At 41.3% G+C, this 19887-nt stretch carries 17 protein-coding genes, 1 tRNA gene, 1 rRNA gene and 1 pseudogene (1 of these 20 only partly in view); 10 read left to right on the plus strand and 10 right to left on the minus strand.

What is annotated here, in order from left to right; genetic code table 11:
- Positions 1-825: ribosomal RNA gene (locus tag ACOWPH_RS11670) — 16S ribosomal RNA — on the minus strand; it reaches 663 nt to the left of the window's first position.
- A 307-nt stretch (positions 826-1132) separates the two neighbouring features.
- On the opposite strand from ACOWPH_RS11670, the gene glyQ reads away from it, so the two are divergent.
- From glyQ to ACOWPH_RS11690, 4 genes are all read left to right on the plus strand, one after another.
- Complete coding sequence (gene glyQ / locus ACOWPH_RS11675; RefSeq protein ID WP_015215550.1) at positions 1133-2011, plus strand: glycine--tRNA ligase subunit alpha; 879 nt, start codon at positions 1133-1135, stop codon at positions 2009-2011.
- Between the two features lie 249 nt (positions 2012-2260).
- The gene (locus tag ACOWPH_RS11680) at positions 2261-2740 is read left to right on the plus strand and encodes a DUF4079 domain-containing protein (protein ID WP_015215551.1); all 480 of its coding nucleotides are present in this window, start codon (positions 2261-2263) and stop codon (positions 2738-2740) included.
- A 158-nt stretch (positions 2741-2898) separates the two neighbouring features.
- On the plus strand, positions 2899-5256 hold the full coding sequence (locus ACOWPH_RS11685) for a ComEC/Rec2 family competence protein (protein WP_015215552.1): 2358 nt from the start codon (positions 2899-2901) through the stop codon (positions 5254-5256).
- Positions 5257-5369: 113 nt separating this feature from the next.
- Positions 5370-5454, plus strand: a tRNA-Ser gene (locus tag ACOWPH_RS11690).
- Positions 5455-5463: 9 nt separating this feature from the next.
- Here the strand turns inward: ACOWPH_RS11690 and ACOWPH_RS11695 are convergent.
- Positions 5464-5927 (minus strand): annotated as a pseudogene (locus ACOWPH_RS11695) (DUF2267 domain-containing protein).
- Between the two features lie 477 nt (positions 5928-6404).
- On the opposite strand from ACOWPH_RS11695, the gene ACOWPH_RS11700 reads away from it, so the two are divergent.
- On the plus strand, positions 6405-7559 hold the full coding sequence (locus ACOWPH_RS11700; protein WP_015215553.1) for a CapA family protein: 1155 nt from the start codon (positions 6405-6407) through the stop codon (positions 7557-7559).
- A gap of 1 nt (position 7560) precedes the next feature.
- On the opposite strand, the gene ACOWPH_RS11705 is transcribed toward ACOWPH_RS11700, so the two are convergent.
- Complete coding sequence (locus tag ACOWPH_RS11705; protein ID WP_015215554.1) at positions 7561-9216, minus strand: serine/threonine protein kinase; 1656 nt, start codon at positions 9214-9216, stop codon at positions 7561-7563.
- 149 nt (positions 9217-9365) lie between these two features.
- The gene (locus ACOWPH_RS11710) at positions 9366-10622 is read right to left on the minus strand and encodes an FGGY-family carbohydrate kinase (protein ID WP_015215555.1); all 1257 of its coding nucleotides are present in this window, start codon (positions 10620-10622) and stop codon (positions 9366-9368) included.
- Positions 10623-10862: 240 nt separating this feature from the next.
- Here ACOWPH_RS11710 and psaM point away from each other — a divergent pair, with 240 nt between their 5' ends.
- Together psaM and ACOWPH_RS11720 are read left to right on the plus strand one after the other, a co-directional pair.
- Positions 10863-10958 (plus strand): photosystem I reaction center subunit XII, encoded by a 96-nt coding sequence (gene psaM, locus ACOWPH_RS11715; RefSeq protein ID WP_015141228.1) that lies wholly within the window; start codon positions 10863-10865, stop codon positions 10956-10958.
- A 252-nt stretch (positions 10959-11210) separates the two neighbouring features.
- Positions 11211-11621, plus strand: a complete 411-nt coding sequence (locus ACOWPH_RS11720) for a hypothetical protein (RefSeq protein ID WP_015215556.1) — start codon at positions 11211-11213, stop codon at positions 11619-11621.
- 342 nt (positions 11622-11963) lie between these two features.
- Here ACOWPH_RS11720 and ACOWPH_RS11725 read toward each other — a convergent pair whose 3' ends face one another.
- Positions 11964-12686: a tetratricopeptide repeat protein gene (locus tag ACOWPH_RS11725; protein ID WP_015215557.1), complete on the minus strand. Its 723-nt coding sequence runs from the start codon at positions 12684-12686 to the stop codon at positions 11964-11966.
- A gap of 351 nt (positions 12687-13037) precedes the next feature.
- Between ACOWPH_RS11725 and ACOWPH_RS11730 the strand changes: the two genes are divergently transcribed.
- The gene (locus tag ACOWPH_RS11730) at positions 13038-13502 is read left to right on the plus strand and encodes a hypothetical protein (protein ID WP_015215558.1); all 465 of its coding nucleotides are present in this window, start codon (positions 13038-13040) and stop codon (positions 13500-13502) included.
- A gap of 12 nt (positions 13503-13514) precedes the next feature.
- Positions 13515-14075 carry a glutathione S-transferase family protein gene (locus ACOWPH_RS11735; RefSeq protein ID WP_015215559.1) on the plus strand — a complete coding sequence of 187 codons (561 nt, stop codon included), beginning with the start codon at positions 13515-13517 and terminating at the stop codon, positions 14073-14075.
- A 95-nt stretch (positions 14076-14170) separates the two neighbouring features.
- On the opposite strand, the gene ACOWPH_RS11740 is transcribed toward ACOWPH_RS11735, so the two are convergent.
- The 5 genes from ACOWPH_RS11740 to ebsA form a co-directional block, all read right to left on the minus strand.
- On the minus strand, positions 14171-14662 hold the full coding sequence (locus ACOWPH_RS11740; protein ID WP_015215560.1) for a YajQ family cyclic di-GMP-binding protein: 492 nt from the start codon (positions 14660-14662) through the stop codon (positions 14171-14173).
- Between the two features lie 83 nt (positions 14663-14745).
- On the minus strand, positions 14746-15165 hold the full coding sequence (locus ACOWPH_RS11745) for an MAPEG family protein (protein WP_015215561.1): 420 nt from the start codon (positions 15163-15165) through the stop codon (positions 14746-14748).
- 136 nt (positions 15166-15301) lie between these two features.
- Positions 15302-15805 carry a hypothetical protein gene (locus ACOWPH_RS11750; protein WP_015215562.1) on the minus strand — a complete coding sequence of 168 codons (504 nt, stop codon included), beginning with the start codon at positions 15803-15805 and terminating at the stop codon, positions 15302-15304.
- A gap of 257 nt (positions 15806-16062) precedes the next feature.
- Positions 16063-17157 carry a phosphotransacetylase family protein gene (locus ACOWPH_RS11755; RefSeq protein ID WP_015215563.1) on the minus strand — a complete coding sequence of 365 codons (1095 nt, stop codon included), beginning with the start codon at positions 17155-17157 and terminating at the stop codon, positions 16063-16065.
- A 179-nt stretch (positions 17158-17336) separates the two neighbouring features.
- Positions 17337-17711 carry a type IV pilus biogenesis protein EbsA gene (gene ebsA, locus ACOWPH_RS11760; protein WP_015215564.1) on the minus strand — a complete coding sequence of 125 codons (375 nt, stop codon included), beginning with the start codon at positions 17709-17711 and terminating at the stop codon, positions 17337-17339.
- A gap of 747 nt (positions 17712-18458) precedes the next feature.
- Here ebsA and ACOWPH_RS11765 point away from each other — a divergent pair.
- Positions 18459-19871: a glycosyltransferase gene (locus ACOWPH_RS11765; protein ID WP_015215565.1), complete on the plus strand. Its 1413-nt coding sequence runs from the start codon at positions 18459-18461 to the stop codon at positions 19869-19871.
- Positions 19872-19887 lie beyond the last annotated feature (16 nt).

Raw genomic sequence — 19887 nt, forward strand, 5'->3', positions numbered from 1 at the left:
GATACTTAACGCGTTAGCTACGGCACGGCTCGGGTCGATACAAGCCACGCCTAGTATCCATCGTTTACGGCTAGGACTACTGGGGTATCTAATCCCATTCGCTCCCCTAGCTTTCGTCCCTCAGTGTCAGTTACGGCCTAGCAGAGCGCTTTCGCCACCGGTGTTCTTCCTGATATCTACGCATTTCACCGCTACACCAGGAATTCCCTCTGCCCCGAACGTACTCTAGCCGTGTAGTTTCCACTGCTTTTATCATGTTGAGCATGACTCTTTAACAGCAGACTTACATGGCCACCTGCGGACGCTTTACGCCCAATCATTCCGGATAACGCTTGCATCCTCCGTATTACCGCGGCTGCTGGCACGGAGTTAGCCGATGCTTATTCCTCAGGTACCGTCATTTTTTTCTTCCCTGAGAAAAGAGGTTTACGACCCAAGAGCCTTCCTCCCTCACGCGGTATTGCTCCGTCAGGCTTTCGCCCATTGCGGAAAATTCCCACTGCTGCCTCCGTAGGAGTCTGGGCGTGTCTCAGTCCCAGTGTGGCTGATCATCCTCTCAGACCAGCTACTGATCGTCGCCTTGGTAGGCTCTTACCCCACCAACTAGCTAATCAGACGCGAGCTCATCTCCACAGGCAATTAATCTTTCACCTCTCGGCATATCCGGTATTAGCAGTCGTTTCCAACTGTTGTCCCCGACCTGAAGCCAGATTCTCACGCGTTACTCACCCGTCCGCCACTAAATCCCTAAGGATTCCGTTCGACTTGCATGTGTTAAGCATACCGCCAGCGTTCATCCTGAGCCAGGATCAAACTCTCCATTTTGGTTCGTTCTTCTTAAGCTCTTTTGACCGTTTTTACAACCACGGTCAGGTTATTTTCTTTACTGACACAATCTCTTGTTGTATACTGGCTTTCAAACTATAATATTTTCAAGGTTCGGTGTCCCTCCGAGTCCCGCTCTCTCGCGGCTCTCTCTTTGGCACTTATTCAATATATCGAACCTTCTTTGGTTTGTCAACTACTTTGACAAAAAAATTTTGGGGATTTTTTTTAATGCCTCAAAGCTGCTCATAATGCTGGGTTTAGGCAACAATGGTTGAGGCATTGTTGACTCAAGGAAGAGTAGATAGTGAATTTTCAGTCAGTAATAGCAATATTGCATCAGTTTTGGAGTGAGCGTGGCTGCTTAATTGCCCAACCTTATGACATGGAGAAGGGCGCTGGCACCAAAAACCCCCATACTTTTTTAAGAGCGTTGGGTCCAGAACCTTGGTCTGTGGCTTATGTTGAACCCTGTCGTCGTCCTACAGATGGACGCTATGGCGAAAACCCGAATCGGTTTCAACATTATTATCAGTATCAAGTTTTGATTAAACCTTCACCAGATAATATCCAAGATATTTATCTTGATTCTTTAAGGGCTTTAGGTATTCGTCCAGAAGATCATGATGTTCGTTTTGTGGAAGATAACTGGGAAGATGCGACGGTGGGGGCTTGGGGTACTGGTTGGGAAGTATGGTTAGATGGAATGGAAATTACTCAATTTACCTATTTCCAACAGTGTGGGGGGATTGATTGCCGTCCGGTGTCGATTGAGATTACCTATGGACTAGAGCGACTGGTGATGTATCTCCAGCAAGTAGAGGCCATTACTAAGATCCAATGGACCGACAATATAACCTATGGCGATGTTCATCTTCAGGGTGAGATTGAGCAGTGTACTTACAACTTTGAGGCATCTAATCCTGAGATGTTATTGACTCTGTTTAATATATATGAGCAGGAAGCCAGCCAGTTAACAGAACGAGGACTGGTTTTACCCAGCTTGGACTATGTGATTAAGTGTTCGCATACTTTTAATTTGCTGGATGCACGGGGTGTGATTTCGGTGACGGAACGGACTCGCTACATTACTAGGATTCGGCATTTAGCAAGGAAAGTTGCTCATTTATATGTTGAGCAAAGGGAGAAGTTGGGTTTTCCATTGCTTAAAAATGCCGTAAGTTGAACAGTAGGCATGAAATTTTACCCCCCTACAAAGGCTACGGTGTACACAGAAGTCTTAAAATCATATTTAACACTTGGTTTTGCTACTCCAAATCCCAATTTAATAGAGAGATGGAGGTTTGAGTTTCGCAAAATATCGAGTATTTCATGGGCTAAAAACCTGAAACTTATGAGGTAACCACTTGTGTGTACACCGTAGCCTACAAAGGGGGGGGTAGCGGTTTACGGTACAAACAGTGGTGTGTGTCAGATGGTAAATATCAGTGAAGCTTTGGAACCTATTGCTGCTTGGTTTCGTTCTTTGGGTGTGCCTGAAGTGATTGTGCATTGGGGACATCCAGTGATGATGGGGATTGTGATTTTTGTAGTGGGTAGCTTTGTAGGTGTGGCAGGTTGGCAAGGAAAACTGCTGCAAGATAAAGATGCTGCTGCTAAAAGTCGAAATGCCCATCGTCAATTAGCACCTTGGCTATTTGTATTTTTGGCAGGTGGTTACATTGGTGGTGTGTTGTCTTTGGTCATGCAGCATCAGCCACTTTTTGAAAGTCCTCATTTTTGGACTGGTTCGATTGTGCTGTTATTGCTATTGGTTAATGGTGCAATTTCTCTAAGCGGATTTTTGGGAAATAAAGTAGCATTACGTGCGGTTCATACTTATTTAGGAAGTACAGCACTTTTGATTTTGTTTGTTCATGCTGTATTAGGGTTTAATTTGGGTATATCTTTGTGAGGCTGGTATTGCTAAAGCGAACAGCTATGATTTTTCTGTTGTTTGACAGTTAACTGGCGTAACTAGGGTGGGCAAGACTTCGACAGACCCAGTCCGAGGATGCCCACCCCACCAGAGTTTAATAAAATTTAGGTCTGTGCTTTGGCGATTAAAGTTTTATGATGCAGAGTAGTAGCGTAATCATTTGTCTTGCCTATATTCTAGGGTTGCTGCTGACGGCAGTTCCTTGGGGTGGTGTAGGAATTTTAGTTCTGGGGATATTAGCCGCAGTTCTATTTCGGGCAATTTATATTAATCTGCGAAAATTTGCTCAGAAACGAGAAAAACCTTTAACTAAAGCTAAGGGATCTGCGAATACTCTACAAACTACTCCTCATCCTAGAGTGTGGCTAATAGCTGGTTTAGTGGGGTTGTTAGCTACTCTATATTTTCAATTGCGAATGCCACAACCAGGGGAAAAAGATATTAGTCAGTTCATTTCTGAGGAAAATAATAGTAATCAAGAACAACTTGTGATCGTGCGAGGGGAAGTTGCGAGTAATCCCCGTTTAACGCGGAATCAGAGAGGGCAATTTTGGTTGGAAGCGACACAGCTAGATGAGGTTAAAAATGATAAAGGCCCAGCTAGTGTACCAAAAGGGGTAACGGGTAAGTTATATGTAACTGTACCTATACTCCAAGCTACTGGTTTATATCCTAGTCAACAAATTGCTGTGACGGGGATGTTGTACAAGCCAAAAGCTGCATCAAACCCTGGTGCTTTTGATTTTCAGAAATATTTAAAGCAGGAAGGTACATTTGCTGGTTTGATTGGAAAACAAATAAATTTGATTGATGAAAACCGAAAATGGGGATGGTGGCAGGTTAGGGAAAAAATTGTGCGATCGCAAGTACGTTGGTTAGGGGTTCCTGAAGGGCCGCTTGTGAGTGCTATGGTTTTGGGTAGTAAAACTGTTGATTTACCCTACGATATCCGCGATTTATTTGTGAAGGTGGGATTAGCTCATGCTCTAGCAGCTTCTGGTTTTCAAACTTCCCTGATTTTGGGTGTTATTTTACAGCTAACTAGACGTACAAAAAAGGTAACGCAGATTATCTTTGGTTCCTTGGGTTTAATTACTTTCTTGGGTTTAGCAGGGTTTCAGGCTGCGGTACTCAGAGCGGTAATTATGGGTTTTGCAGCCTTAGTTGGTTTAGCGTTGGAAAGGAAAGTTCAACAACTAGGATCTTTGCTGCTGGCAGCTACGCTGTTATTATTATTTAATCCGCTTTGGATTTGGGATTTAGGTTTTCAACTCAGCTTTTTGGCAACTTTGGGGTTAGTTGTCACTGCAACACCGATAACTAAACGTTTGGATTGGCTACCACCTGCGATCGCTTCTTTAATTTCTGTTCCCCTAGCTGCCACGATTTGGACTTTACCATTACTATTGCAAGTTTTTAGTGTTGTAGCTGTTTACAGTGTGCCATTAAATATCATCACTACACCATTAATCTCTGTTATTAGTATTGGTGGAATGGTTAGCAGTTTGGCAAGCTTAGTTTTGCCGGATGTGGGCAGTACCTTAGCAAGTTTTTTGTACTATCCAACTCATTGGTTAATTCAATTAGCAGAATTTTTCGGAAACCTGCCAGGAAGCTCAGTTGCAGTTGGTAGTATATCAACTTGGCAAATGCTGGTAATTTATGGATTAATTATATCTACTTGGTTGCTGCGATGGTGGCAGCGGCGTTGGTGGTTTGCTGGATTAATTACTATTATTTTAGTAATAATTCCTATTTGGCATTCTACTAGTAATTTATTGCGAATCACTTTATTAGCAACTGACACAGAACCAGTTTTAGTGATCCAAGACAGAGGAAAAGTTACTCTGATTAATAGTGGAGATGAAGGTACAGGACGCTTCACAATTCTACCATTTCTACAACAGCAGGGTGTTAATAAAATTGATTCGGCAATTGCCAGTAATTTTTTAGGTAATCAAAATGATGCTTGGTTAGAAGTTCTACAAAGGTTACCTATTAAGAATTTTTATGATTATGCTTCCCAGCCCAATAATAATATTTCAACTCAAGCAATTCAACAGAAGCTACAAAAGTATGAGGGAATTTATCAGCCTTTAGGATTAGGGCAAATAGTGAATACTAGTTCTAGTATTTCCCAATTTATGAATGAGAAATTACCAATTTTACGATTGCAAGTTTTTGGACAAAATTGGTTATTAGTAGGTACTGTCAAATCTCAACAAATAGAACAGTTGATGAAAACTGGTGATTTATCTAGTCCGCAAGTGCTTTGGTGTCCATCGGAATCTTTGCAAGACTTGGTTGTCGCACTGAAACCACAAGTAGCTATCGCTACGGCTAATAATCTTGATAGCAAAACTTTATCTTCTTTAAGTCAAGAAAAAACTAAACTGTTCTTCACCGGTAGAGATGGGGCTATTCAATGGACTCCCAAGGGCGAATTTGAAGCTTTTATTCAAGTCACAGAAAATAAAGCTTCCAGTTTGTAACAAGTAGAGGAATAGGGATGCCCACCGCAGACAAAGCAGTCATTCACATTTGGTGATATAATGTAATAGAATAGTTTCTCGTTTGTTCACAAAATTTTGTGAATAAAAAATTTGGAGAGGTGTCCGAGTGGTTGATGGTGACGCACTCGAAATGCGTTTTGGGGTAACTCAACGGGGGTTCGAATCCCCCCCTCTCCGTTGTTTTTTTCATCTGCGAACTGTTTCTGGCCAAAGCTCTCGCAACGCAGGTGGCATCATGTTAATAACATCTTCAATTTCTCCTGCGGAAACTCGTTGAGCCATGATTTTGAAGACAGCACGCACTAAAGATTCAGGATCAATGTCAGCGTTAACATTGCGGAAGTAATCACGGATATGGTTGAGAAATTCTTCCTTTGTTCGATCCTTGATCATTTTCGCGCCTGGTCGCCAATTTTCGTAGTAAAATCCACCCAATAGAATCGGTAACTGCGCTCCTAAATGAGCAGCTTCCTCTACTGTTAAGCGTACCTTTGGTCAGCGTAGCTATCGCGCAGCGCGTGTAATGTAGCTCGCAACCCCTGGAAAACTTGATGTTTATTTTCCCATCCCAATTCTTTTGCTAACTCATTAATCCAAGGAATTGTCTTCTGCACTGTTGCGTCAAAGGTATCTAGTCCTGTCATTGTCATAGTTATTTCTCCTATTTTTTGGCAATATGCTGGAAGATATACACCAAAAAAACCCAATTACTGCCAAAAATCATGGGTTAGAATGGGCTTTTGTCTCTTCAGCACAGGAATGTAAACTCTGTTGAGAATCTAAAAATTTAGTATCAGTTCAGATTATAGAAATCAGATTATAGAAAGCTGAATATTTATCAACTTCTAGCTAATGGAGCATGATTTTGGATATGCTGTTCTATCTACTATCTGAACCTCAAACCAAAAGTTCTACTACTTAGGATTTTGAGTGCTTATATTATTTAAACAAAAGTGATATTAAGTTTAATGAGTTTATCTACTTATAAATACTTAAGAGAATAGTCAAAATATTCCTTAGTACTATTTCCTAGTGAGCCAGTCATAATTTTTGGAAAGCAAACGAAAGGATACCTTTACATCACGGTATTTTGAGTTAGACTAATGCCAGTGTTTGAGGAGTGACAAATGGCAAGTCGTAGCCAGACGCAATTATTTGCTTGGAGTTTTCTGAGTGTTTGCTTTTGTCTCGGTATTAGTTTAGGAGTGACAATCAGGTTTGGAAAAATACAACAATCAGATGCTGCTGCGACAGAGATTCCTGTATTCACTCCCGATTCGATTCCTAGCTTAGGTGAAGAAGAGCAAACAATCACTATTAAAGCAGTTGGGGATATTATACCTGGTACGAATTTTCCTAATTATAGATTGCCACGCGATCGCAATCAGCTATTACCAACATCTGTCAGATCCTATTTACAAGGAGCAGATATTTTATTTGGTAACTTTGAAAGCAACTTAACTAACTATCCCTACAGTTCCAAAGATATCAGTCGCGGACAAACATTTGCTTTTCGTTCACCACCCGCTTATGCCCAATTATTTGCCGAAGTTGGTTTTAATGTATTCAATATTGCTAACAACCACACAATGGACTTTGGTCTAATTGGACAACAAGATACAATTCAAAATTTAGAAGCTAAAGGTATAAAAACATTAGGTCATAAAAATCAAATCCTTTATTTAGAAGCTAATCAAATACCAATTGCGATGATTGGCTTTACAACTTATGACTTATATAATTCTATTCACAACTTAGAAGCAGCCAAAGCTTTGGTAGAAGAAGCCAAAAACAACGCCAAAATTGTTATTGTGTCGATGCAAGTTGGAGCAGAAGGAACCAGTGCTTTACACGTAAAGAATAAAACAGAATTCTTCTATGGTGAAAACCGAGGTAATTCCTTAAAATTTGCCCGGACAATGATTGATACAGGAGCCGATTTGGTTTTAGGACATGGGCCTCATGTTCCCAGAGCAATGGAAATTTACAAAGAAAAAATCATTGCTTATTCTTTGGGTAATTTTTTAGGATATCGAACTTTATCGACAAATGCCCAAACAGCTTACTCAATGATTTTAGAAGTAAAACTCAACTCAAAAGGAAAATTAGTATCCAGTAAAATTATTCCTATTCATTTAAATCGCCAAGGTATACCACAAATTGATCAATATTTCCGAACCGTCGGACTGTTGCGTTATTTAAATAATCATGATTTTCCTGATAATATGCTCAAAATTGATGAAAAAGGAGAAATTATTGTTTTGAATCAAAACCCAAATTGAGCTAATTGCCCTCACTTTCTGATTTTTCTGAACCCGAATTGGACTTTGTATCCTGCGTTGGAACAACTACCGCAGAAGAATCTGAACTCTTCGATTCTGTTGGTGGTGCTGCGGGTATAACTACAGAATTTTTAGGTGGTGGTGCTACGGGTATAACTACAGAATTTTTAGGTGCCGAAGGTTTGGGCGAGTCGTTATTCTCAATCTTAACGGGTGAGGTATTTTCTAAAGATGGTACCGAGGTATCTGAAGGAGACGATTGGACTTCCCGTAGTTTCTCAAGCAGGGAAGGTGGAGGAGTAATAACAGGTGTAGAAGCGGGTTGCCGAATTTTGCGGGGTGAGAATTTGGGAGAGTTATCTTGAGGCGATTTTTCTGGAGAACTCTGATCAGAAACACTATCACTATCACTATCAGGAGTTAGTTCTGGGGAAACACGCTGATTACGCTTGCGTCTTTCACTCACATCACTAGAAAGAGATGACGATTTACGGGGTGAGAAAGTTCGAGTTTCTTGATTCTGAGGTGAGGGTTGACTTTCAACAACAGCTTTTGGCGTGGTAAATTCTTGAGTAGGTTGTTCAACAAGTGGCGTGGGATCTGACTGCAACTGAGATTTGGGTAATATGCTAGTGATGCTAAATCCTGCCGTAGTAGCAACTAAAATGGCACCAACGCCCATAAATGCCTTAGTACCAATTTTTTGAGATAGTCCTGCTAACTTCCCTGTTAATGATGGTGTAGGAATAGAAGTAGGTGCAACTGTTTTGAGCAAATTTTCTGACTGTTGGGTGGATAAATCTATAGTCGGTGCTGGTTGAGTGAGTATTTGCGGTGTTATCTCTAACCCAATTCCTGGTAGTAATTGCAGCCACTCTGCTACTGTGGGAGGACGAAACCGAGACTCAACCGCCATACCCCGCATGACGGCTTGATTAATATATGCACTCAAGTGAGGTTGTAGTTCACGGGGAGAAGGCATTGGTTCTCTATCTCTCAACAATGCTGGTATGGGAACTTGTCCTGTTAATAGTGCATATAAAGTTGCTGCTAAACCATAAACATCAGTAGCTGGAGTACGCGGTGCTTGGGTTAAATATTGTTCAATCGGTGCATAACCTTCACTCACTAAACCTGTGTGAGTTTGTCTAACACCACTATTAAATTCCCTGGCAATGCCAAAATCAATCAGCACTACTTCCTGAGTTCCTTGGCGGAGAATAATATTATCAGGTTTGATATCTCGGTGTAGCAAGCCATTTTTATGTACTACCTGTAATGCTGCACCAATTTGGCGGATGTAATGAACTGCTGTCTCTTCTGGTAGCAGTATTCCTGGTAAAACAAACGCCTCACCTAAATTTTCCCCAGGAATATATTCCATCACCATGTAAGGTAGCCCATCCTCAACAAAGAAATCACTCACTCGCACAATATTAGGATGGACACAAGTGGCTAATCTTCTGGCTTCGTCTTGGAATTGTAGCTCGAATTTGGGAAAATCAGGGTTTTGTCGTAGTCGTTCATTGATAGTTTTCATCACTACCTCTTGACCCAAGTAGTGATGCATTGCTTTAAAGGTAATACCAAATCCGCCCCGGCCTATTTCCTGGATAATACTATATTTTCCATTCTGTAAAGTTGTGCCTGTTAACATAGGGAATCTTCAGTCTTTAGTGAACAGATTAGTTCAGGATTAACTCCTACCCATTATGGCAAGGGTTTTTTATTTTCACCCTAACCGCTGATTAGGTTTACCAATTCCTTAAATAATAGTTTGACTGTCCTGAGTCTATAAGTCTTAATTTAATTTTCCTTTCTTATACCCCGCATTGCTAAAAGGGCAGTTCCATAAGCTGCTTCGGTATTTACAGAGGAAAATGTAGGAACTTTTAAATACCTTTCTCTAATAACTGTCCAAGTAGAATTTGCTGCACCACCACCAGCAGTATAAACACGAATTAATTTGTCAGACCCTAGTTGCTGTAATAATTCATATCCCCGTACTTCAATTTTTGCCATACTTGCTAACAAGCCATGTAAAAATTCTCTAGGATGATCTGGACGGGGTTCTAGTCTTGGAGGTAGGTGGGGATCATTAATGGGAAAGCGATCGCCTTCTTTCAATAATGGATAATAATCTAACTCACTTTCTTTTGATAGATCAATCTCCCGACTCAAGTTGATTAACTCGTCATTACTGAAAAATTTTTTTAATACCGCACCTCCCGTATTAGAAGCTCCACCAGTGAGCCACAAATCACCTAATTTATGGCTGTAAATTCCATATTGTGAATCTTCTACACGGGTACGACTCAGAAGTTTAAGTACCAAAGTTGAACCTAATGAAGTTACAGCTTCTCCTGGTAATTTTGCTCCACTAGCCAGAAAAGCCGCAATGCTATCTGTTGTACCTGCACATACTAAACAATTACGCCTAAAACCAAATCTAGCCGCAATTTCTGGACGTAATTCAGCAATGGGAGTACCAGGGGCTAAAACTTGCGGTAAATGAACCTGAATTGGCAATTTTTTTAGCCATTCTGGATATTGCAATTTTTCTACGTCATAACCCAGCTTTAAGGCGTTGTGATAATCGCTAATACCTAATTTTCCATGCAATAAAGACGCTAACCAATCGGCTTGATGTAGTAAATATCTAGCTTGACTAGCAGTGGGTAGTTGTTGCATCCATAGGAGTTTGGTGAGGCTGGAAGTTGCACTTAAAACAGTGTGATTTGGCGGTGCAATATGGCTCAAATCCTTTAGCATCAATGATCCCCGCGTATCGTTGTACAATAGAGGGGTATCTACAGGTTGACCAGCGGCATCTGTGAGCAAAATTGTGGAAGAAGTACCGTCAATAGCGATCGCACCAATTTCTCGCCGCCATTCCTCTGAAATTGCCTCTAGAAGGCTCCATAAAGTCTTCTCCCAGCAATTTACCCAATCAGTTACCAATGCCCAGGGATGACGCATTTGGGACACAATCCTAGCTTCTTCATCAATCACTACACCTCGTGCGCCAGATGTACCAAAATCAATACCCAAGTAGAAGGTCATAGGGAGTTAGGGAATAGGGAATAGGGAATGGGGAATGGGGAATGGGGAACAGATGAAGATAAGGGAGAGCATTAATCTTTATCCTGACTCCGAACTCCGAACTCCGAACTCCTGACTCCTCCTTCCAATCATGTTTTTGTTGCATCTTGTAACAAGATATTTCCCAATTTTGGCAAAACAGGGAAAAGTAGTAGAGGAAGTGTTAATCATCATAGTTTGACGTTTAAGAGGGTTTCCACCATGTCTATATCAGATACTCAAGTGTACATTGCTCTAGCTGTGGCTCTAATTCCAGGCATTTTGGCTTGGCGTTTAGCTACTGAACTTTACAAATAACACCCAGATGTGACACGCTCGGAAGACTAATTGATCCTGGCAATACAGGGTACAGTGTCTAGACTCTTATGACTTTGAGCCAAAAGTTTCTAGAAAAATGTACTCAAGTATGCCAGGTATCTTTTTTAATAATGTAATACTTGTAGAAATTTCCAAAAAATGAAGTAATATGGCAGCTAAATCAAGCCGAAATTAGCGCCAGTTTGCTTTTGACGGTGCTGCCCTTCAATCAGCGAGGCTCTTTTTAGCATCATGAACGCCTTTCAACCATCCAGACCCCCGCTACAGCCAGAAAAACAGCGTCGTTCTGTACCCCGACCAAAAAAACATCTTCGCCAGCGTTCTTACCAAATAATGGCAATAGAAACCACTGCAAAAATAACTGTTAATTTAGTTATTCTTACAGCAGCAGTATCTGCTCTAGTACAGCTTTTACCTTATCACTGGCTACAGCAAGACAAGTTGCGAGAAATCCGCACGGAAGTCAAGTTAATGGAAGGACGTGTTCATAATTTAAGGGCTGAATTTAGCCGTAATTTTGATCCCCGCCAAGCTAAGAGTATCAGGCAAGAGCAATCATATCGTTTTGATCCCAGTCAGCGACAAATAGTACTGATTGACCCAGATCGTAAAGAGGCTGACAAATCAGATTCCAGACCGTGAGGTAAATTTTAGGGTTTTTGATAATTTTGAATTTTTTACAACAATCTACGCCAGATTTATTGAATAGTTAGTCTATAAAGCGGCATTTGTAGGAATTAAAGTTCTTCTGATTGAGGGATTTTACACCTTAAAAGGCCAGCTTTTTAGATCAAAATTTTATCTCAGAACTGCCCAGACAGCTACAAATAAAGTGCTGAAAAAGAGTGAAAAATTATTTATTCACCAAAAGGTTTGTACTGCTGACATCTGAATATATTTAGCATCAACGACTTACGAATTACGTTAGCGTAGCCTGCGGTCAGCACTATTAAGAATTATTTTAATTTTGAATTTGTTAAAAATCTACCAATCTGTTTTTTGGGGAAACAGCAATTCATTTAACCAACTTTCTAGTTGTAACCGGAGGCGATAACTAGAAACATCTTCCTTGGTGTTTGAAGAGGTTATGTGTGTAAGGGCGCGGTAATAATCTGCGATCGCACAATTCCAGTCACCCCACAAATGATAAGTCCTGCCACGTTCAGCCCAAATGTGACCTTGTAGTTGACCAAACAGCAGTGAAATTTCCAAATTATCAATTGCTTCCTTATATTGCCCCAAATCACGCAGGGTAATACCCCGGTTGATCCAAGCGCGAACATGACGGGGATTCAAATCTAAAGCCTGATCATAATCAGCTAATGCTGCTGTTAACTCCCCACAAGCAGCATAGTAATTAGCTCGGTTATTATAAGCACTAGCTAACTTAGGATTTATTTGCATTGCTGTATTGTAATCATGCAGTGCTTTTTGCGATTCCCCACTTTGAAAATAAATTAGACCCCGGTTGTTGTAATCAACTGCATTGTGAGGATGACTGTCAATGAGTTGGCTTAACAAAGCGATCGCTTTAGTGTAATCTCCTTGGTGAGCTAACTTTAAAGCACAAGATCGTAAATAGCTGTCTTCAACCTGAGATTTACTACTATCTTTAACTCCAGTTTTTGTACATACAGTATTTTTCTGCTCATCTCTGTATAGTTGATTTTTCTGACTGCCAGAAGCTAAAAAGGAGTAATGATCCATATATTCCTGCCTGAGCTACTCGCTCTGTGAAATCAAATTATAGTTTTTTGCCTACAAGTGGTTTAGCCACTGTGTCACTTGTTCAGGAGTCTATGCTGAACCGACTAAATTTAAACTACTTAAAAAATTGAGCTATCAGCCCAATAATATATACTTCACCCACAAGTCGAATTCCTGAAAGAATTAGCTCAATATTCAAGAATAGTCAAGTAGTATCAGTGACAAATTGGTAGAATGCCAACAAGCCGGGAAATTTAGGTGACAGCAGAAGCAAAGATCAAGATTCTAACCGTCCTCTATCTGCTTGACCTCCCCATTTCTCTAGATTTAAATTATTGAGTGAATTTTTCCATGACAACAGCAATTTCTTATCCAGATGCTCCCGACCTCACAGCCGATGATTACATTGTGATCGGTTTGGCAACTTGCTTTTACAAAGATGATGGAGAAGTGCATCAAATTGAAGTTATAGAACCTATTCCTTCAGCAGCCTTGGAAGCGATATTAAAAGGCATTCCTACATCTTACAAGCTTGCTTATGCAACTACTCTAGGCGCTATTTTAGAAGGTGATACACTGGTTTTACCTCATGAACTTCCAGAGTCAGCGCAGTTCGGAGATGAATTTGTGCTAAGAGCATTTTCTGCTGCTCGTACTTACAAGCGTCGTCCATCAGCCCAATCATTCATACCCGTGGGTGTAACCAAAAGCGATTTCAATTATTCTACAGAACGTAAACGGGTACTAAATGCTGCCAGAGTTGTGAGCAAAGAAGATAATATTAAACAGCATTCCCACACTCATAAAGTTCTTTAATTGTAGGTAATTATGCTAAAACTTTACGGTAGCACTTTTAGTCGTGCATCCATTGTTCAATGGTATTTAGAAGAACTAGAAGTTCCCTATGAGTTTGTCCTGCTGGATATGAAAGCAGGTGAACACCGACAGCCTGAATACCTAGCAATTAACCCCATAGGTAAAGTACCAGCAATTGTTGATGGTGATTTTCAACTGTGGGAATCTGGGGCAATTTTGTTGTATCTTGCCGAAAAGTATGGCAATAAACCATTATCACTAGAGGAACGCGCCATAATTTCTCAGTGGGTATTATTTGGCAATTCCAGTTTGGCTACAGGAATTTTTGTGGAAGCTAATCGGGAGAGGGAAATGCCCCGCTTGTTAACTTCCCTAAATGAAATATTAGAACAACAACCTTTTTTGCTAGGTAATGAATTTACTGCTGCTGATGTGGCTGTGGGATCTATACTCGCCTATATTCCCATCATGTTGAAGCTAGATTTGAGTGCCTACTCAGCGGTGTTGAAGTATATTCAGCAAATAAATGAACGCCCTGCTTTTCAAAAAAGTATCGGTGCAGGACGTAGTTAGAGGCAGAGGGGCAGGGGAGACAGGTATTTTCACCCTTGCTCCCTTTCCTCTCCCCAGTCCCCAGTCCCCAGTCCCCAGTCCCCAGTCCCCAGTCCCTAACGATAGTTTGTAAATTGCAAAGCTACAGGAAGGTCTTCTTGCTTGAGTCGCAAGATCACAGTTTGCAGATCATCTTTGGCTTTGGCTGTAACCCGCACGGCATCACCTTGAATTGAGGCTTGCACTTTTTTAAACTCGTCACGAATCAATTTGGAAATTTGTTTGGCAATTTCTTGACTGATGCCTTTTTGGAGGGTAATTTCTTGACGCACGCGATTACCACTGGCAGATTCAACTTTGCCAAAATCAAAGATTTTTTGAGAGAGGTTGCGTTTAGCTGCTTTTTCACGCAGTATGCCGTGTACAGCATCTAAAGTCATATCGCTGTCGGTACTGATTGTAATGGTTGTTTCGCCTAACTCGACAGTCGTTTTCGTATCTTTGAGATCGTAACGGCTTTTGATGTCTCGCACTACTTGATCAATAGCATTGACTAATTCTTGGCGGTCAAAGTCGCTCACAATGTCAAAAGAAAAAGTAGAAGCCATAACAGATTTTTGGATGTGAGATGTTTAATTTTGGAATTGGTAATTGGTGATTGGGTGATTAATCTCACCATTTCCCCAATTTTCTATCCTCTAATTTGCATGATACTCAGGTAGAAGAGGGTTCCAGAGCTAAAAGAACCGATGCCAAACATGAGCGATCGCAAAAGAGGTATATTCACAATATAAAAGAAAGAGTATAGCAACCGAGCCGGGATAAATGCGATCGCGGCCATTGCTGCCTGGGAAGAATTTACTTCTGTTACATAGGCCATTAATGCAGCAGCTGCAAAAATCATAAACGCCTCAAAGGAGTTTTGATGCGCCCAGGTAGCTCTTTGGGCATAGGGGGGTAATTTCTCAAACATGGCACGAGGCGCAGAAAGATCAAACCCAACCCGCGCCCGACCGTAGGCTACCAATAGATAAGGTACATAAATTAGCCCAACGGCAGCAGCAATAGAGTACAGAAAAATAGCAGGGATGGGCAGTTGTAATAGTGACATTAACCTAATAAATACTGCTAGTAGTTTTTGGTAAGTGAGGGTGAAGGGGTACTGAGTAATTTAGAAAAATTATTACTCAATACCCATTGGTAATTTCCCATCTCTATCATTAGCTATGTGGAGACTACGTTTCACTTTAGTCAAAGTAGAACAGTGTTACCACTTTTCTTTGTTCTTCTGCGTCTCCACAAGTTTGCAGCAGGGTGCGGCTGTCGTGAAAAGCAAAGCAGATCAGTTGTTGGCAACGGGAGACAATCTCTTTGTTACACAAATAACTTGCCTCAGCCAAAGATAGATTGTCATTGCTGGGATTTTCAACTAGATGCATGACTTGTTCTAGTTGTTGGCGCGATTCATGGGGCTGGCGTTCCAAACTCTGAGGCAGGATTACCGTTAACAAGTTCGCATCAGCTCGTGTTGCGCCGCGAATGGCGGCTGAATTAGTACCTGTAGCACCGGAAGTGATGACTCGATTGCCCGATAAGACTAGGGCATAAGTCATCATTTCAATGAGATTTTGATGAGTAATTGGCACATGACGAGAACCCAACAAAGCGATTCTTTTAGAACCTGTTTGCTGGATTGTTGCTAGTTCTTGCGCTAATGTATCGAGGTTGATGATGTCGGTTGACTGGCTCAAAGATGGAGTAATCAGATTAAACAACCCAGATATTCTACCAAACAGCGTGTAGGTGGGAAGCCAACTAGAGTTACAGATTGCTACGTTTTCTCAAAATCTTTGCTAGGTAACAAAGATTTTATGGTTATAAACGTGTTGACAAATAGTAGAAAGTAGGAGTTACGCCGAGGATATGAAGGTAAGTTGTTTACTGGTTGATAACTCAAATCTATGGTTTACGCAGGCAATTAACTAGTAATTGGGGTAAATAATGAGACTTAAGATAAAGTCGCTGCCGAGTTCATTCCTAGTTGAGATAACAAACGGTTAATGTCAAAATGTTCGGACATTAACTGGCTAATGCACTCCACCTTGAGAGGTTCGTGGACACGGACTTGACCAAAAGTGCGGTCAACAATTTCCACTGTGGTTAAGGTGTCGAGATCAACAGACAAAATGGGAATTTCTAATTCTTCAGCGCGATTGAGGATAAAGGTAGGAGGTGGTAATTGTCCTGTGAGGATCAGACATTGGGTAGAAGTTTCTAAAGCTGCTTGCTGAATTTCCACGCGATCTCCCCCTGTAACTACCGCTTTATTGCGGCGTTTGCGGAAATACTTAACAGCCGCATTAACATTCATAGCCCCAATTGCCAGACTTTCTACCAATAAATCCAAGCGATCGCTGCGACAGAGAACTTCGGCTTTTAACTGTTTTACCAGTTCTCCCACGCTAACGCTGCGAAGCAAGTCGCTTTTAGGCAGCATTGCTAGTACAGGAATTCCCTCTTGTTCCAAAAATGGACGTAAGAGACTATCACATACGTCTAATTGTTCGGCTGGAACTTCATTGATCACCACACCAATCAAGCGATTGCCTATCTGTTTCTTAGCAGACAACAACGCTTCAACTGAAAGAAGTGACTTATAACGATGTACTAATAGCACAGCAGTATCTAAGATTTCAGCAACTTGCAACATAGACAAGCCAAATAAATTACCTTCAGGTAAATCACCAGGCCCTTCTAACAGCACCAAATCACCTCTTGGTATTTGTAAATAATTCTGACCTAGTAACTGCTGATAATTAGTTTGATCCTCACCACGTAAGCGTTTTCGGACACTGGCCTCATCTAACGCTAATAAAGTCGGTGCAACGCGGTTTTCCGGCAATTCTAGGCTTTGAGTAATGAACTGAACATCCTCTTCAACCAAGGTTCCATCTGCGGACTTTGAACAAGTACCCAGTGGCTTACCGTAGGCTATATCCAGTCCTTTTTGCTTTAGCTGATGAGACAACCCTAAAATTGTTGCGGATTTACCACTGTAAGTCTCTACTGATCCAATCAGCAAATATTTAGCAGATGTTGGCACGCCATGCACTCCTAATTTCAAAAGTCTGTTGAACCCAGCTAGGTGTTTCCTAATTTTAGTTGCTTCTGACGGAAGGCTGACGCATCATTGGGGATTGGGTGATAGGCAATTGGTAATTGGTAATGGGTCAATGTCTCCCCTCTACACCCTGGCCCTTACACCCTGCTCCCTGTCTCCTCTTATTCTTCTACACGCAGCAGTTTGCGGTAAAAGGTTATAGAAAAATCGCTAATTTTTTGGCGCTTATAGTTTTCCATTAATTCAATTAAGAAATTAATAAACTCAAAACTTGCCATCATCACTTCATAACCTAATTCAGCATTGCCATCAAACTGGATTCGGCAGCGGGTGAGGTCTGATGGTAGGGTGGCAACATTCCAGGTAGCGATAAAGGGAATATTATCACTGCCTTCTATATTGCGATGTCCTTCCACAAAGCCTTTTTGATAAAGACTGATAGCATAGGGCAAGAAATTTCGTTTACTTTGCTGAATATAAGGGAGATAGACGCTTGCTTGTTGCTGAGTTACAGGCTGTAGTTGATCTATAGACATTGTTTAAGATTCCTCCACTTAGCTAATAACTGGGTATATTTGGTTTTCATCAATAGTATTCCCATAAAGATGTGTCTTTGCACACACTAAAAAAAATAGCCCAAATTAAATTAGGTGGTTTTTCAAGATTCTCAAAAATCGGGAAACACGCAAATAGTACAGAAGTTTCGTTTGGTAGCCCCGTGTTTTTAAAGCGGGGTGGAAAAAGGACAGGTAGCTTGCTTCTCGAAAAGTGCAGATTTATCTGCATTCAAAAATGGTAGAATATTGAGTAGCAAGTAGAAATAACCATCTACGTGAAAAAGCACTCCTAGTAAGGCGAAATCCCTGCAACGAAGAACCGAACGCTCCCGCGCGAAACGACTAGACGAGCAAGTAACGACAGAATGTTGAGCGTACCGAATTGGCATTGTGATGAACCTAGGATCGCGGAATAATTCGTAAAAGTAAGCGCAATTGCAGCATCTTTTTGATAGTTGTTTTGAGCGTCTAAGGGCATATTTGACTATCCCTTTTAAGCAAGTCTTAAAGAATCTGCCTCTCTTTGGTGGGCAGAGTGTCAGATCCCTTGATGTATATTAAGGAGATAACTAACGGTTGTTTACCGTCAACAGGGATTGCTCTGCCCTGTCAACCTGCTGAAAGATAAAAACTTAAGTAGGAACTGAACATCAAATTTGTGTAAGTAGATTTGAATAAGTTTCAGAGAGCGGTGTAGACAAATACTGGTTTTTAAATCAAGTAACTATGCCAGCGAATTCCTGGCCCGAAAACGAATCTTATAACGGAAGTTCTGATCCGCTTAATTCCTTACTGTCTGACCTATCGGCAGAAGAGGAGTCTGTGATAGATCCAAATGCTGTGTCTTTATTATCATCCTCCCAGTTCCAACAACGTAGACCCAAAGCCGCCCTAGTCTTGACTATAGTCTGGGGTGGGACGATCGCTCTACATCTAGTTTCCTGGGGTTCTATTTTCATTTTCGGACTCACTACTGTCTTAGGCATTCACGCCTTGGGGATCATTTTTGCTAGACCCCGCCATCACGCTAAAGAAATACAGGGAGATTTGCCTTGTGTCTCTTTGTTGGTGGCTGCAAAAAATGAGGAAGCAGTAATTGGCAGGTTGGTTAAAAGTCTTTGTAGTCTGGAATATGCCAATGGCGAATATGAAGTCTGGATTATTGACGATAACAGTACCGACAGCACGCCGCAGTTATTAGCACAACTAACGCAGGAATACAAGCAACTCAAAGTACTCAGACGTTCACCGGAAGCAACTGGTGGTAAATCAGGCGCTTTGAATCAGGTCTTACCTATGACTAAGGGAGACATTATTGCTGTATTTGATGCCGATGCTCAAGTTAACCCAGATTTACTATTACAGGTAGTACCCTTGTTCCAAAAAGAACAGGTGGGAGCGGTGCAGGTGCGAAAAGCGATCGCTAACGCCAAAGAAAATTTTTGGACTAAGGGACAAATGGCAGAAATGGCTGTTGATACCTGGTTTCAACAACAACGGACTGCTATTGGTGGACTTGGTGAATTGCGGGGAAATGGTCAATTTGTCCGTCGTCAAGCTTTGGATAGCTGCGGTGGCTGGAATGAGGAAACAATCACCGATGATTTAGATTTGACAATTCGCTTGAATCTGGATAAATGGGATATTGAATGTATGTTCTATCCCCCAGTAGAAGAAGAAGGAGTCACTAATGCGATCGCACTTTGGCATCAACGCAACCGTTGGGCCGAAGGGGGTTATCAGCGTTATTTAGATTACTGGAATCTGATCCTCAAAAACCGCATGGGGAGACGCAAAACCTGGGATTTACTGATTTTTCTGCTGATTATGTATATCTTACCGACAGCAGTAATACCAGATTTATTAATGTCAGTAATTCGCCATCGTCCACCTGTATTAGCCCCTGTAACTGGTTTGTCAGTTACGATGTCTTTTGTAGGAATGTTTGCTGGTTTGAAACGGACACGCCCAGATCAGAAAACATCTAACTATTTTGTGTTACTTCTCCAAACCATTCGCGGCAGTATTTATATGTTGCACTGGTTAGTAGTTATGAGTAGCACCACTGCCCGGATGTCGGTTCGTCCCAAACGCCTAAAATGGGTAAAAACTGTGCATACAGGCGTTGATAAAGATTGATATTCTGGTTCTGGCA

The sequence above is a fragment of the Anabaena sp. PCC 7938 genome (assembly GCF_049315035.1).
In the GTDB taxonomy this organism is placed as follows: Bacteria; Cyanobacteriota; Cyanobacteriia; order Cyanobacteriales; family Nostocaceae; genus Anabaena; species Anabaena cylindrica.

Bases quoted from the DNA above. Each gene is read 5' to 3' on its own strand.
- ACOWPH_RS11680 (WP_015215551.1), top strand. From the start codon at position 2,261: ATGGTAAATATCAGTGAAGCTTTGGAACCTATTGCTGCTTGGTTTCGT.
- ACOWPH_RS11685 (WP_015215552.1), top strand. From the start codon at position 2,899: ATGATGCAGAGTAGTAGCGTAATCATTTGTCTTGCCTATATTCTAGGG.
- ACOWPH_RS11700 (WP_015215553.1), top strand. From the start codon at position 6,405: ATGGCAAGTCGTAGCCAGACGCAATTATTTGCTTGGAGTTTTCTGAGT.
- ACOWPH_RS11705 (WP_015215554.1), bottom strand. From the start codon at position 9,216: ATGTTAACAGGCACAACTTTACAGAATGGAAAATATAGTATTATCCAG.
- ACOWPH_RS11710 (WP_015215555.1), bottom strand. From the start codon at position 10,622: ATGACCTTCTACTTGGGTATTGATTTTGGTACATCTGGCGCACGAGGT.
- psaM (WP_015141228.1), top strand. From the start codon at position 10,863: ATGTCTATATCAGATACTCAAGTGTACATTGCTCTAGCTGTGGCTCTA.
- ACOWPH_RS11720 (WP_015215556.1), top strand. From the start codon at position 11,211: ATGAACGCCTTTCAACCATCCAGACCCCCGCTACAGCCAGAAAAACAG.
- ACOWPH_RS11725 (WP_015215557.1), bottom strand. From the start codon at position 12,686: ATGGATCATTACTCCTTTTTAGCTTCTGGCAGTCAGAAAAATCAACTA.
- ACOWPH_RS11730 (WP_015215558.1), top strand. From the start codon at position 13,038: ATGACAACAGCAATTTCTTATCCAGATGCTCCCGACCTCACAGCCGAT.
- ACOWPH_RS11735 (WP_015215559.1), top strand. From the start codon at position 13,515: ATGCTAAAACTTTACGGTAGCACTTTTAGTCGTGCATCCATTGTTCAA.
- ACOWPH_RS11740 (WP_015215560.1), bottom strand. From the start codon at position 14,662: ATGGCTTCTACTTTTTCTTTTGACATTGTGAGCGACTTTGACCGCCAA.
- ACOWPH_RS11745 (WP_015215561.1), bottom strand. From the start codon at position 15,165: ATGTCACTATTACAACTGCCCATCCCTGCTATTTTTCTGTACTCTATT.
- ebsA (WP_015215564.1), bottom strand. From the start codon at position 17,711: ATGTCTATAGATCAACTACAGCCTGTAACTCAGCAACAAGCAAGCGTC.
- ACOWPH_RS11765 (WP_015215565.1), top strand. From the start codon at position 18,459: ATGCCAGCGAATTCCTGGCCCGAAAACGAATCTTATAACGGAAGTTCT.